Here is a 13,411-nt window from a genome sequence, read left to right on the forward strand (position 1 = left end):
GCGGAAGGTCCTTCCGATGGGGGCGACGACGAGGGCACCGGGGCAGGCGGTAGCCCGCCCTCGGGCCCGGAGGAACAGGGGAACGGGAACACGGCAAAACGGTGGTGCGGCGGTGCGGGGATCGGGCCTACGGCTGCGGGGCCGACCGGCTCAGCCGGAGGCGGCCCGGCGGGCCGTGCGCCCGGAGACCTGCACCCGGTCGACGCGGCCGGTGGCCAGGTCCCGGTGGAAGCGTCCGCCGGGCTCGGGGCGGCCGGTGTCGGGGGCGAGCAGGTCGTAGGAGAGGTCGGTGTAGCAGCGCAGCGGGATCGGCGGGTCGCCGTCGACCGAGAGGGTGGCGGTTCCGTCGCCGGCCGCCTCGATCCGGTAGCGGACCGAGCCGTTGCGGTAGTCGCCCGCGCATCCGGCCAGGGTCGCGGGTTCGGCGAGCGGCACGGGCCCGCGCGCGTCCACCGGTTCGATCGCCGCGGGCACCCGCAGCCCGGCCGACTCCTCCAGTTCGGCTGCGAGTTCGCGCCAGAGCGCGGTGGCGGCGCCGGCGTTGCCGGTGAAGGCGACCACCACTCCGCTGTCCGGGTCGGCCCGCAGGTGGCAGGAGGTGCCCATGGCGTTGCCGTCGTGGCCGCACCAGAACCGCCCGTCCTGCCGGTAGAGCGCCACGCCGGCGCCCCAGCCGTCCGCGAGCGCTCCCGGCCGGGCGGCGGGCTGGGGGCGGCGCATCAGCTCGGCGACGTCCGGGGGCAGCGTCTTGGAGCGGCCGACCAGGGCGGCGCCGAGGGCGGCGAGGTCCGCGGCGCCGGCCAGCAGGGCGCCGGCCGGGGCTTCCAGCGGGGCCAGGTTCTGCCGGACCGCCCGGGGCCGGCCGGTCGCGGCGTTGAGCGCGTGGCCGGCGGCGACCGGTCGCCCGGGCGCGGCCGTGTCGACGAAGACCGGCCCGGTGCCGAAGGGTTCGAGCAGCAGGGCGCGCACCGCCTCCTGCCAGGGCATCCCGGTCACCGTCTCGACCAGGCGCCCGGCGGCGACGTAGCCGGCGTTGGAGTAGGAGAAGTCCGTCCCGGGCCGGAACAGCGCGTCCGGGGCGGTGCACACGGCGGACAGGTAGCGGGTGGCGGTGGTGCGGGCGGCGGCGTCGGAGTCCGGCCCGGTGGGCAGTCCGCCGGTGTGGCCCAGGAGGTGACGAATCGTTACTTCAGGCAGCTGCCGGAGCTCCGGAAGGTGCTCGGCGGCCGGCTCGTCGAGGTCGAGGTCGCCGTCGTCGGCGAGCAGCATCACCAGGGCGGCCGTGTAGGGCTTGGTGAGCGATCCCACCGGAACGGCGGTGTCCTCGGTGAAGGGCTCCATGGTGGCGGTGTCGGCCACCCCGGTGTGCAGGGCGACGGTCTCCGCGCCGGTGTCCAGCACCAGCTGGGCACCGGGCACCCGGTGGGCGCGCGCGAGCGCGTCGAGCCGGTGCTGCAGCTCGCTGCGCAGGACCTGCGGCACCCGTTCTCGTACGGGCGCCGGACTGGCATAGGGCATGGCGGAAGCTCCCGTTGACTGGTTCTCGGGTGCGGGCGCGCCGGGCGCCCGCAAGGGAATTGCGGATTGGAGTGCGGCACAGCGGGGAATTTCCGGCCGTCGGCGCCGCCCGCTTCAGGACGCGCGGGAACGAGGGGAATCGTGGGAAGCCCCGTCGCCCGCGACCGGCCGGCCCGGCATCGGGAATCCCCGGGACACCCGCGGCCGGGCGCCGCACCCGCCCTCGCGGAGCCGTTCCGGGGGCGCATCGACGTGCCCGGGGCGGACGGTGCGAATGCGACCCGAATTCCCCGCCGCACGATGAACGGCGGGCCGGCACGCGGTGAACCGCGAACGGCCGAATACCCTTACCCCGCCGGAACGGTCGGACAGAATCCCGTCCCCCGGCGACCAGCCGCTCTCCCGGCCCCCACCTGCGCAATGGCCGTACCCGGCATGTCCATCCCCCCTGTTTGCGATCCGTCCCCGCACCCGTCGTGCGGAACGCGCCGACGCGGCCGGGGAGCCGCAGAATCCCTGCCGTCCCGAACGCCCGGACGACGAACGCGCAACAGTCTTCACGGCGGGTCAGCCGCTCGCAACCCCTTCCGATTGAACGGAAAGCGACTCCGTCGGTAATCGGAACGCCAAAATCCCTGGTGCGACTCCCGGCCGTGCCCGGAGCACCCGAGAACGGGCTCGAATTCTTTGGCCGAAAATATGAGGTTCAGATCTCACCAGCCACTCGAACAGCTATTCGCAGCAATATCCGAGTGATTTCCCGGACGACTGTGACGGAAGTGCCGGAATACAACGGAATCAATCGGGTGAGCCGTGAGTGAAACCACCCGGACGCGACAACAGGTCCAGCGCGGCGTCGACGAGCACCCCGGGGGCCGGGCCGACGTCCAGCACCGCACCCCGCTCGTCCGGCTGGAGCGGTTCGAGCGCGGCGAGCTGCGAACCGAGCAGCGACCCCGGCATGAAGTGGCCGGTGCGCCCGCCGATCCGCTCCGCCAGCAGCTCGCGGCTCCCCGTCAGATGCAGGAAGAAGGCGTCCGGGCCGGCCTCCCGCAGGACGTCCCGGTAGCGCCGCTTCAGCGCGGAGCAGCTGACCACACCGCCGGTGCCCGCCGCTTCCCGTTCGCGCAGCCACCGCCCGACGGCCTCCAGCCAGGGCCGGCGCCGCCCGTCGTCGAGCGGGATGCCGGCCGCCATCCGGGCGATGGAGTCCGGCCGGTGGAAGTCGTCCCCGTCCGCGAAGGGCACCTCCAGGCGCTCCGCGAGCAGCCGGCCCACCGTCGACTTGCCGGTGCCGGCCACCCCCATGACCACGACGCACGGGGCGCGGCGCTCGTTGCCCGGGGCCATCGGCGCCCCTACCCCCAGAACTGCGGGGGCGGCCCCTGCGAGCCGGCCGGGTACTCCTCCAGCGGCACCAGGCCCCGCTCCCAGCCGGTCAGCACCGGTTCCAGCACCCGCCAGGCCTCCTCCGCCTCGTCGCCGCGGATGGACAGCGCCGGGTCCCCGTTCAGGACGTCCAGCAGCAGCCGGCCGTACGCGGGCAGCTCCTGCGGGTCCATCCGCGCGGTCATCGAGAACGGGGCCAGCCCGTGGGCGTGGGCGCCGATGCCGGTCAGGTCCAGGGTCAGCCCCTCCGGCTCCAGTTCGAAGCGCAGCACGTTGGGCCGGGCCTCCTCACCCCGGCCGAACGGCAGGTGGGGCACCGGGCGGAAGTGCACCGCGACCTCCTTGCGGTCCTCGCCCAGGGCCTTGCCGCTGCGCAGCCGGAACCTCGTCCCGGCCCACCGCCAGCTGGTCAGCTCCAGTTCCACCTCGGCGAAGGTCTCGGTGCGGCGCTCCGGGTCGACGCCCTCCTCCTCGGCGTAGGCGGGGACGTCGCGCTCCCCGATCCGGCCGGGCAGGTAGCGGGCCCGGCGGGTGCGGTGCACCACGTCGTGCTCGGTCAGCGGCCGTACGGAGCGCAGCACGTCCACCTTGCGGTTGCGCAGGTCCCGTTCGCCGAGCGTGATCGGCGGCTCCATGGCCACCAGGCAGAGCAGCTGCAGCAGGTGGTTCTGGATCATGTCCTTGAGCGCTCCGACCTGGTCGTAGTACCCGGCCCGGCCCTCCAGCGCCAGCGTCTCGTCCCAGACGATGTCCACCTCGGAGATGTGGGTGCTGTTCCAGATCGGCTCCAGCACCCGGTTGGCCAGTCGGCTGCCCAGGACGTTCTGGACGGTCGTCATGGCCAGGAAGTGGTCGACCCGGAACACCGCCCGCTCCGGCAGGAGGTCGGCGAGCAGCCGGTTCAGCTCCTGGGCGCCGGCCAGGTCCTCGCCGAACGGCTTCTCCAGCACGATCCGGCTGCCGGCCGGCAGGCCCGCCGCGTGCAGGGCGGTGATCACGGCGGGGAAGAGGGCCGGCGGGAGGGCGAGGTAGACGGCCACCGGTCCCTCGCCGGCGACGACCGCGGCCACGTCCGCGGGGTCGGTGACGTCGGCCCGCCGGTAGCGGACGGCGGCCGCCACCGCCTCCCTGGCCCCGGCCGGGAGGTCGCCGCCGTGCCGGTCGAGCCGGGCCGCGGCCCAGCCGCGGTACCGCTCGGTGTCCCAGTCCTCCCTGCTCGCCCCGGTCACCCGCAGCGAGTCGCCGACGTGTCCCGCCGCCCGCAGCGCGGCCAGCGCCGGCAGCAGGAAGCGGGCGCTGAGGTCCCCGGTCGCGCCGAGGATCGCGAGCCGGTCGATCATCCCCGCCCTCCGGCCCTCGCCCGGCCGATGCTCACGCCGCCGGCGATGATCCCGATGTGGCTGAACGCCTGGGGGAAGTTGCCCATGAACTCTCCTGTGGACGGGTTGATCTGCTCGGACATCAGCCCCAGCGGGCTCGCCCGGGAGCACAGCGAGTCGTACAGCTCCTCCGCCTCCTCGATCCGGCCCTGGCCGACCAGGTTCTCGACCAGCCAGAAGCTGCACAGGACGAAGGCGCCCTCGTCGCCCGGCAGGCCGTCCGGGGACTCCTCGTGGAGGTAGCGGTAGAGCAGCCCGCCGCCCGCCGACAGGCGCTCGGCCACGGCCGCGGCGGTCGCCACCATCCGCGGGTGGTCGGCCGGCACCACCTGGCGCAGCGGCAGCGCGAGCAGGCTCGCGTCCAGCGCGCCGCCGCCGTCCAGGTGGGCGCTGAGGGTCCCGGCGTCCTCGTCCCAGGACTGCTCCAGGACGAGCCGGCGCAGCTCCTCGGCCGAGGCGCGCCAGCGGTCCGTCCCGGCGGGCCGGCCGAGCCGCTCGCCGATCCGCGCGGCCCGGTCGAGGGCCACCTGGCACAGGCCCGCCGAGTAGGTGAACACCCGGCCCTCGCTGCGCACCTCCCAGATGCCCTGGTCCGGCTGCCGCCAGGCCTGCCCGGCGGTGTCGGCCAGCTTGGCCAGGCCGGCCCAGAGCGCGGGCTGGATCTCGCCGCCGGCACGCAGCCACTGCTCGGCGCAGTCCAGGATCTCGCCGTACACGTCGTGCTGGCGCTGGTCGGTCGCGCCGTTGCCCCAGCGCACCGGGGCGGAGCGCTGGTAGCCCTCCAGTTCGCCGTCCTCGATCTCGTCCGGCACCGGGCCGCCCCGCAGGTCGTACATGATCCGGGGCCCCCGGCTGGCCTCGAAGGCGTCCAGGACCCAGCCGAGGAAGGCGTCGGCCTCGCCCCGGAAGCCGATCCGGCGCAGCGCGAACACGGCGAACGCCGCGTCGCGGATCCAGCTGTAGCGGTAGTCCCAGTTGCGGATCCCGCCGATCGGCGCGGGCAGCGAGGAGGTGGGCGCCGCGACCAGCGAGCCGTTGGCCCAGTCGTCGCAGAGCTTCAGGGTGATCGCGGCCCGCCGGACCAGGGGCTCCCGGGGGCCGTCGTACGAGAAGTGCCCCATCCAGCGCCGCCAGGCCTCGGCGGTGCCTTTCAGGGTCGCGTCGGTGTCGAAGCGGTGGTGGCGGTGGAAGCGGCCCCAGGACAGCACGAGGTCCAGGCGTTCGCCCTGCCGCAGCTCGTGGGTGCTGTGCAGGCCGGTCAGCGGACGGTTGGAGCGCAGGTGCAGGCGCAGGTCCGGGCGCCGGTGGGGCCGCACCTCCAGTCCGCTGAACAGGGACCGGGCCTGCGCGCCGCCGCGCGGCTCCAGTTCGGCGCGCAGCCGGACGGTCCCGTCCAGCACCACGGCGGAGCGCACGAGTTCGCCCCGGTCGGCCGGGACGTCGTCGGTGAGGTCGGCGCCGGAGCGCAGGGTCAGCGCGTCGGTGACGCGCACCAGGCCGGTGGGGCCGCGCAGTTCGGTGATCAGGACGCCGGTGTCCGGTTCGTAGCGCTGCCTGGCCTCGATGAGGTCCTCCGGGGCGAGGGTGAAGTGCCCGCCGCGCGCGTGGTCCAGCAGGCCGCAGAACAGCGGTTCGGAGTCGAACCGGGGCAGGCACAGCCACGGGATGGCACCGTCCAGGCCGACCAGGGCGGCGGTCGCGCCGTTCCCGATCAGGCCGAGGTCCTCCAGCGGCGGGTAGCCCCGGCGCCGGCGCACCGGCCGGAACGGTGGGTCGGGGTCGTGCATGCCGCCTCGCTTCCGCAGTGCCGGGGAGTCGGTCGAAGGGGGGGTGGTCCCGGTGCGGCTCCCGCTCCGCCGGCGGCCGGTGACCGGCCGCGCGGCCGACGGCTCCCACCTTCCCGGGGATCGGGCCGGTCCGCGATCCGGCCGCTGCCGGCTGCGGTGCATTCCGGTGAAAGACCCCGGCCCCCGCGGCCCGCCGCTGCCCGCGCGGCCCTGCCGGGCACGGTGGGGCAACTGCTAGCGTCTGAGCACGGACGACGGACGGCGGAGGTTGCTGTGGTGGACAGGGGCGCGGGGCGGGCCTTCATCGGGTCGTTCACCTCGACGGGCGGGCGCGGGATCGTCCTGGCCGCGCTGGACCCGGACACCGGGGCGCTGACCGCCACCGGGGCCGTCGACGCCGTGGACCCCTCCTACCTCGCCCTCGGGCTCGCGACGGGCGGCCCCGTGCTCTACGCCGTGTCCGAGACGGAGCCGGGCGCCGTCACCGCCTACGACATCGCCGGTCCGGTTCCCCGCCCGCTCGGCGCCCCGGTCCCGGTGGACGGGGACCACCCCACCCACCTGAGCCTCTTCCAGGGCCAGCTGCTGACCGCCAACTACGGCTCCGGCAGCGTCAGTGTGCTGCCGCTCGCCGCCGACGGCACCCCGCGGCCCCCGAGCACCGTGCTGCGCCACCGGGGCAGCGGCCCGCACCCGGACCGCCAACGGGCCCCGCACGCCCACCAGGTGCTCCCCGACCCGTCGGGGCGCTGGGTGCTCGCGGTCGACCTCGGCACCGACTCGGTGCGGATCTGCGCCCTGGACCCGGCGACGGGAGGGCCGGCCCCGCACTCGGAGACCGCGCTGCCGCCCGGCACCGGTCCTCGGCACCTGGCCTTCCACCCCTCCGGCCGCCACGCGTACGTGCTCGGCGAGCTGCGCCCCGTGGTGACGGTCTGCCGCTGGGACGCGGCGGCCGGGGCCCTCGAACCGGTCGCGGAGGTCCCGCTGTTCCCCGAGGGCGTCGAAGGCCCGGTCTCCCCGTCGGCCCCGGTGGTCTCCCCCGACGGCCGGTTCCTGTGGGCGGCGGAGCGCGGCACCGACACCATCGTGGTGCTCGCCCTCGACGGGACGGGCGAGCGGGCCCGGGTGGTCACCTCGGTGCCCTGCGGCGGCCGCTGGCCGCGGGACCTGGTGCTGGGCCCCACGGGCACCCGCCTGTACGCGGCGAACGAGCATTCCGGCGACGTCACCTGGTTCGAGGTGGACGGCGTGACGGGCGTCCCCCACCGGGCGGGCTCGCTGGCCGTCCCGTCGGCGTCCACCGTGCTCTTCGGCTGACCGCGGCGCCCGGCCCGTCTCCGGGCGCCCGGCAGCTCACTCGTCCTCGGCGCGGACCACCACGACCGGGACGGTGGCGTGCCGGGTGCAGTGCTGCGCCACCGAGCCCAGCAGCATCCCGGTGAAGCCCCCGAGGCCGCGGCTGCCCACCACCAGCAGGTCCGCCCCCCGGGCCGCCTCGACCAGCGCCCCCGCCGGGGTGCCGTGGCGCGCCTCGGTGCGCACCTCGACCGGCGGCCGCTCCCCCACGGCCTGCCGGACGGTCCGGTCGGCCTCCTGCCGCGCCCGGCCCTCCAGCGCCGCCTCGTCGGTGATCCCCGGGGGGAACCAGCCGCGCGCGCCGTGGTACGTCGGGTACTCCCAGGCGATCACCGCCACCACCGCACCGCCGGTGAGCTCCGCCTGGCGCACGGCCCAGCGCAGCGCCCGCCGGGACGGCTCCGAGCCGTCCACCCCGACCACGATGCGGCCCTTGTCCTCAGGCCGGTCGGCCATGGCTCCTCCTCGACTCGACGGTGGCGGAGGATCGCACCGGTCGGTGGTCCGCCGTCACCGGGCTCGGTGTCCAGCCTGGTACCGACCGCACCGGGCGCGCAGTGCGGCTGGTCCGGGCGGGTGGGTGGGCCGCGGCCGACGACGGGCGGGCCCCGGGTCGGCGGCGCGGGCGCACCGACTGGAAACCTGCACATGAAAACGGATATCGTTTCGCCGGATCCCCCGTGCCGGACCGGTTGCGGGGCCATATGAACATGACAAACACTGGCAGAAGGCGAAGCCTCGAATGCGCACGGACACGGCGGGAGTCGGGATGCGAGTGGACGCCGCGCTGGCCGGGACCTGGGTGGACCGCTGGGAGCGCCAGCAGGAGCGGTACGCGGTGGAGCGCGAGGAGCGCTTCACCGTCATCGCCGACGTACTGGAACAGACCGTCGGACACCGCGGACGGCCGCTCGTCGCCGATCTCGGCAGCGGCCCCGGCTCGCTGTCGGCGCGCGTCGCCGCCCGCCTGCCGCACGCCGAGATCCTCGCCGTCGACATCGACCCGCTGCTGCTCGCCCTCGGCCGCGCCCGGCACCCCGAGGTCGCCCGCTGGATCGAGACCCTGATCGGCCGCCCGGGCTGGGTCGGGGACCTCGGGCTCGACCGCCCGCTGGACGCCGTGGTGTCCACCACCGCGCTGCACTACCCACCGCCGGACGCGCTGCTCGGGATCTACCGCGACCTCGCGGGCGCGCTGCGGCCCGGCGGCGTCCTGGTCAACGGCGACCACCTGATCCCCGAGGACCGGCCGCTCGCCGAGCTCGCCCTCGCGATCGGCCGGCGCCGCGCCCAGCGCCGGGGCGCCGAAGCCGCCGAGGACTGGTCCCAGTGGTGGGCCGCGGCCGGGCGGGTCCCCGAGTTCGCCGACCTGCTGACGGCCCGCGAGCGGCAGCTGCCCCCGACCGACGGCGCCGGCAACGGCCTGTCGGCCGCCCGGCACGGCGAACTGCTGCGGGAGGCCGGCTTCCGGCAGGCCGGACCGGTGTGGCAGTACGGCACCAGCTCCGTCCTCGTCGCCCTGCGCTGACCCCGGCCCGGAAAGCGATCCGGAGCGACCCGTCCGGACAGCGATCCGGAGCACCGACTTCCGTACCGGCACAGTCTTTGCGAGCGCGTGACACACGCGCCCTGTTGATCACCCAGGGAAACGGTTAGCGTTTCCCTCGGTCGCCGACGCCCGCCGCGGTGGGAGCCGCACGCGGCGTCCGACCGCGCGCGCCACGCCGACGCGCGGACCGCCGGGGGACGCGGGCCGACACGGGGCAGCCTGTCGGCGGCTGCGGCCCCCTCCGCCGACTTCTCACGGAGAGCTGGTTTCGCATGCGGCCCTTACCGCTGTATCTCGAACCACGGCTGGAGCCCCCGCTCCGATCCCTCCTGGAGGAACGCGACCTCCTCCACACCCTCACCGACGCCCTGGGATCGCCCCTCAACCTGCTCCTGCCCGAGCAGATCGCCGAGAACCTGGCACGCTTCCAGGCCGTCTACCGCAAGCACCACCTCACCGGCCGGATCCACTTCGCCCACAAGGCGAACCGCTCCAGCGCCCTGGTCCGCCGGCTCGCCGCCACCGACGCCGGACTGGACGTCGCCTCGCTCGCCGAGCTCCAGCACGTGCTCGGAGCCGGCTGCCCACCCGAGCGGATCATGGCGACCGGGCCGAAGAACCGCGAGTACCTCTGGCTGGCGGCCCGCACCGGCGTCACCGTCCACCTGGACTCCCGCGCCGAACTCGACGACCTGGCCGACCTGGTGCGCAAACAGGCCCTGCCCCCGGTGCGCGTCATGCCCCGGCTGTCGGGCTTCCGGGCACCGGGGACCACCGTGCTCACCCGGCCGAGCCGGTTCGGCACCGACGTCGGCGAGCTGACGGAGCTGCTCGACGCGCTCGAACGCCACCGGGACGCCGTGGAGACGACCGGCGTCGCCTACCACCTGGACACCACCGGCGTACCGGAGAAGGCCGTCGCCCTGGAAACCTGCATCACGGTGCTGAACGAGTGCCGGCGCCGGGGGCTGCGGCCCCGCACCGTCGACATCGGCGGCGGGTTCGGGGTCGACTACCTCGCCGACGCCGGCCAGTGGGAGCGGTACACCACCGAACTGACCCATGCCGTCCTGGGCAAGCGGCCCGCGCTGACCTGGCAGGGCCACGGCTACGGGCTGCGCAACGAGTCCGGCAGACTGCGCGGCACCCTCGGCCTGTACCCGGCGCACCGCCCCGTGGCCGCCGAGGCCTACCTGGACGAACTGCTCTCCTACCCGGCGCCCACGCTCGGACGGCCGCTCGGCACCCTGCTGCTGGAGAACCTGTACGACCTGGCGGTGGAACCCGGCCGGGCGCTGGCCGACCAGTGCGGGGCCACCCTCGCCCGCGTCCTGGAGGTCCGGCACACGGCGGCCGGCGAGCACCTGGTGCGGCTGGAGATGAACGCGCGGGACGTCGGCCTGGAGGAGCACGGGCTGCTGATGGACCCTCTGCTGATCCCCCGGCCCGGTGCGCCGGCCACTCCCTGTGCGTCGGACGGCCCGCAGGACGGCTCACCGGACGACTCACCGGGGGACCCGGTCGGGGTCTACCTGATCGGCAACCTCTGCCTGGAGACCGACCTGATCACCCGCCGGACGGTCTTCCTGCCCCGCCTCCCCGCCCCCGGCGACCTGCTCGCCTTCGCCAACACCGCGGGCTACCTCATGGACTTCAGCGCCGGCCGCGCGCTGCGCCAGCCCGTGGCGCGCAAGGTCGCCGCGTACCGGCAGGACGGCGCCTGGCGCTGGCGCCTGGACGAGCAGTACTGGCCCGTCGACGTGACGGCCGCCGCAGGACACCGGGGGGACGGACAGGCATGAGGTACGACAGCATCACCGACGCGATCGGCAACACCCCGCTGGTCCGGATCGACCCGGCGGTCACCGGCCTGCGGCACATCGACCTGTACGCCAAGCTGGAGATGCTCAACCCGTTCGGATCCGTCAAGGACCGCGCCGCCTGGAACATGACCCGCGAGGCCCTGCCCGGCGCCGTCGAACGCGGCGACACCGTCGTGGAACTGTCGAGCGGCAACACCGCCAAGGCGCTCGCACTGATCGCCGGCCTGCACGGACTGCCCTTCAAGAGCGTCACCAACCGGATGAAGGTCCCCGAGGTCAAGGACCTGCTCCTGCTGCTGGGCGCGGAGATCGAGGAACTGCCCGGCCGCACCGAGTGCCTCGACCCGACCGACACCGACGACCCGCTCACCCGCATCCACCGGATGCTCTCCGAGACGGACTCCGGCTACCTGCACACCGACCAGTACTACAGCCCGCTCAACCTCGACGCCCACCTCACCGGCACCGGGCCGGAGATCGTCCGGGACCTCGACGGCCGCGCCCCCGACCACTTCATCGCCTGCGTCGGCACCGCCGGTTCGTCCACCGGCGTCGCCGCCGTGCTGCGCGCCCACAACCCGGCCGTCGAGGTGCTCGGACTGGTCGCCCACAAGTCCGACTTCATCCCCGGCATCCGCACCATCGACGAGGTGCACGAGGTCGGGCTGTTCGACCCCGCCACCTACGACGCCATCGCGTCGGTCACCTCCGACCAGGCCATCGAGGGCATGCTCACCCTGCTGCGCCGCTGCGGCCTGCCGGCCGGCCCGACCGGCGGCGGCGCCCTCTTCGGCGCACTGCGCCACCTGCGCACCGTGGACGCCGACTTGACGCGACGGGCGAGCGGCGAACGGCACACCGCCGTCTTCATCGTCTGCGACCGGGTGGAGAGCTACCTCAGCTACGTCCGCCGCCGCCGGCCCGAGCTGTTCAACCAGCCCGCCCGACCGAACTCGGTGGAGGCCGTGACCCCGGCCGAACTGGCCGCCGCCCGGACCGTCGAGGTCGACGCCGCCCGGAAGTGGATCGCCGAGGACCGGCCGCTCGTGGTCGACCTGCGCGGTCCGTTCGCCTACGCCGCCCTGCACATCGAGGGCTCGATCAACATCGCCGACGAGCTGTTCGACGAACTCCTGCACGGCGGACTGCCGTTCGGAACCAACCAGCCGGTGCTGCTGGCCTGCCCGGTCGGCGAGAAGTCCGCCCGGTACGCCGCGCTGCTCGCCCGGATGGGACACCGGGACGCGCGCAGCCTCACCGGCGGCATCATCGCCTGGCGCGACGCGGGCGCCCCACTGGTCCGGGACTGAGCGGAGCCGGCCATGACCACCCTCACCGAGCTCCACGACTGGCACCGCGACCTGCGGGCGCAGTTCCCCATCATCACCGGCAACCCGGACCGGGCCTACCTGGACAGCGCGGCCACCTCGCAGAAGCCCCGGGCGGTGCTCGACGCCGTCCAGCGCTACCTGACCACCGCCAACGCCAACGCCGGCCGCGGCACCTACACCTGGGCCAACGCCACCACCGCACTGGTCGACCGCACCCGCACCCGGGTCGCCCGCTTCCTCGGCGACCCGGCACCGCAGCAGCACTCCGGCGTCCACTTCGTCAGCGGCACGACCGAGGGGCTGCGCACGGTGGCCCGGGACTGGCTCCCCCACCACCTGCGGGACGGCGACGAGATCATCGTGCCGTTCGCCGACCACCAGGCGAACGCGCTGCCCTGGCTGGAGGCCCAGCGGTTGCTGGCCGGCCAGGGCGTGCGCATCACGGTGCGCGAGCTGCCGTACGACCCGGCCTCCCACGACTACGACCACCGCGCGCTGGCCGGACTCGTCACCGACCGCACGGCGTTCGTCGCCGCCACCCATGTGCACCACGTGTACGGCGGCGACATGAACGTCCACCGCATCCGGGCCGCGGTCGGCCCGGACGTGCCGATCTGCCTGGACGCCGCGCAGAGCGTCGGCCACCTGCCGGTGGACGTCGGCACGCTGGACGTCGACTTCGTGGTCTTCTCCGGACACAAGGCCATGGCCCTGCCCGGCACCGGCGCGGTGTGGGCCCGCAACACCCGGGGCCCGGTCTTCACCCCCGGCGGCTGGAACGGCACGCCCAACACCTGCGGGATCGCCGCTCTGGAGGCCGCCCTGGACTGGCTCGACGCCGCCGGGCCGGACCGCGTCCGGCGGTGGAACACCGCCCTGGCCGCCCGGCTCACCGACGGGCTGCGCACCCTGGACCCGTACGAGGTCCTCGGCTGCCGGTCGAGTCTGGCCGCCGACTCCCGGGTCCAGCAGCGCGAGGGCATCGTCACCTTCCGGCACCGCGGGATCGGCTCCAACGACCTGGGCTTCGTCCTCGACAGCCACGGCCTGATGGTGCGCGCCGACGGCCACTGCCAGGCAAGGGCCGGGGAGCGCGAGAGCTCGGTGCGGGTGAGCCTGCACGTCTACAACGGCCCGGAGGAGATCGACCGGCTGCTCTCCGTGCTGCGCGGGCTGCGGTAGCGGCCCGGGCCGGGGGCGGGGGGGGCCCCCCCCGGCGCGGGACCCGCGGGGGGTGGGGGGGCGCCCGCGGGGCGGGACAAACCCCGGGGGGTTC

The 13,411-nt window shown here is 74.9% G+C and carries 10 protein-coding genes; 5 read left to right on the plus strand and 5 right to left on the minus strand.

Translation table 11 applies throughout. The features are described 5' to 3' along the window. Positions 1 to 150 precede the first annotated feature (150 nt). The 4 genes from ACFWJ4_RS18300 to ACFWJ4_RS18315 all read right to left on the minus strand — a co-directional run bounded on the left by ACFWJ4_RS18300 (position 151) and on the right by ACFWJ4_RS18315 (position 6,073). Positions 151 to 1,518, minus strand: a complete 1,368-nt coding sequence (locus tag ACFWJ4_RS18300; protein ID WP_380545098.1) for a serine hydrolase domain-containing protein — start codon at positions 1,516 to 1,518, stop codon at positions 151 to 153. 798 nt (positions 1,519 to 2,316) lie between these two features. Then, complete coding sequence (locus tag ACFWJ4_RS18305; protein WP_380545100.1) at positions 2,317 to 2,868, minus strand: gluconokinase; 552 nt, start codon at positions 2,866 to 2,868, stop codon at positions 2,317 to 2,319. Between the two features lie 8 nt (positions 2,869 to 2,876). Continuing rightward, positions 2,877 to 4,247, minus strand: a complete 1,371-nt coding sequence (locus tag ACFWJ4_RS18310; protein WP_380545102.1) for a glucose-6-phosphate dehydrogenase — start codon at positions 4,245 to 4,247, stop codon at positions 2,877 to 2,879. After that, positions 4,244 to 6,073, minus strand: coding sequence for a glycoside hydrolase family 15 protein (locus ACFWJ4_RS18315; protein ID WP_380545104.1), 1,830 nt, complete (start codon positions 6,071 to 6,073; stop codon positions 4,244 to 4,246). Before ACFWJ4_RS18315 ends, ACFWJ4_RS18310 begins: the two co-directional genes overlap by 4 nt. A gap of 273 nt (positions 6,074 to 6,346) precedes the next feature. Here ACFWJ4_RS18315 and ACFWJ4_RS18320 point away from each other — a divergent pair, with 273 nt between their 5' ends. Beyond that, on the plus strand, positions 6,347 to 7,393 hold the full coding sequence (locus ACFWJ4_RS18320) for a lactonase family protein (RefSeq protein WP_380545106.1): 1,047 nt from the start codon (positions 6,347 to 6,349) through the stop codon (positions 7,391 to 7,393). 36 nt (positions 7,394 to 7,429) lie between these two features. Here ACFWJ4_RS18320 and ACFWJ4_RS18325 read toward each other — a convergent pair whose 3' ends face one another. Next, positions 7,430 to 7,888, minus strand: a complete 459-nt coding sequence (locus ACFWJ4_RS18325) for a universal stress protein (RefSeq protein ID WP_380545108.1) — start codon at positions 7,886 to 7,888, stop codon at positions 7,430 to 7,432. Between the two features lie 313 nt (positions 7,889 to 8,201). Here ACFWJ4_RS18325 and ACFWJ4_RS18330 point away from each other — a divergent pair, with 313 nt between their 5' ends. From ACFWJ4_RS18330 to ACFWJ4_RS18345, 4 genes are all read left to right on the plus strand, one after another. After that, positions 8,202 to 8,960 (plus strand): class I SAM-dependent methyltransferase, encoded by a 759-nt coding sequence (locus tag ACFWJ4_RS18330; protein ID WP_380545109.1) that lies wholly within the window; start codon positions 8,202 to 8,204, stop codon positions 8,958 to 8,960. 293 nt (positions 8,961 to 9,253) lie between these two features. Then, positions 9,254 to 10,783, plus strand: a complete 1,530-nt coding sequence (locus tag ACFWJ4_RS18335) for a Y4yA family PLP-dependent enzyme (protein WP_380545111.1) — start codon at positions 9,254 to 9,256, stop codon at positions 10,781 to 10,783. After that, a complete protein-coding gene (locus tag ACFWJ4_RS18340; protein ID WP_380545113.1) occupies positions 10,780 to 12,114 on the plus strand; it encodes a pyridoxal-phosphate dependent enzyme in 1,335 nt (444 codons plus the stop codon). The genes ACFWJ4_RS18335 and ACFWJ4_RS18340 overlap by 4 nt, the downstream gene beginning before the upstream one ends. A gap of 12 nt (positions 12,115 to 12,126) precedes the next feature. After that, positions 12,127 to 13,317 (plus strand): aminotransferase class V-fold PLP-dependent enzyme, encoded by a 1,191-nt coding sequence (locus tag ACFWJ4_RS18345; RefSeq protein WP_380545114.1) that lies wholly within the window; start codon positions 12,127 to 12,129, stop codon positions 13,315 to 13,317. Positions 13,318 to 13,411: the final 94 nt, after the last annotated feature.

The sequence above is a fragment of the Kitasatospora sp. NPDC127067 genome, from assembly GCF_042724755.1.
Classification (GTDB): domain Bacteria; phylum Actinomycetota; class Actinomycetes; order Streptomycetales; family Streptomycetaceae; genus Kitasatospora; species Kitasatospora lactacystinica.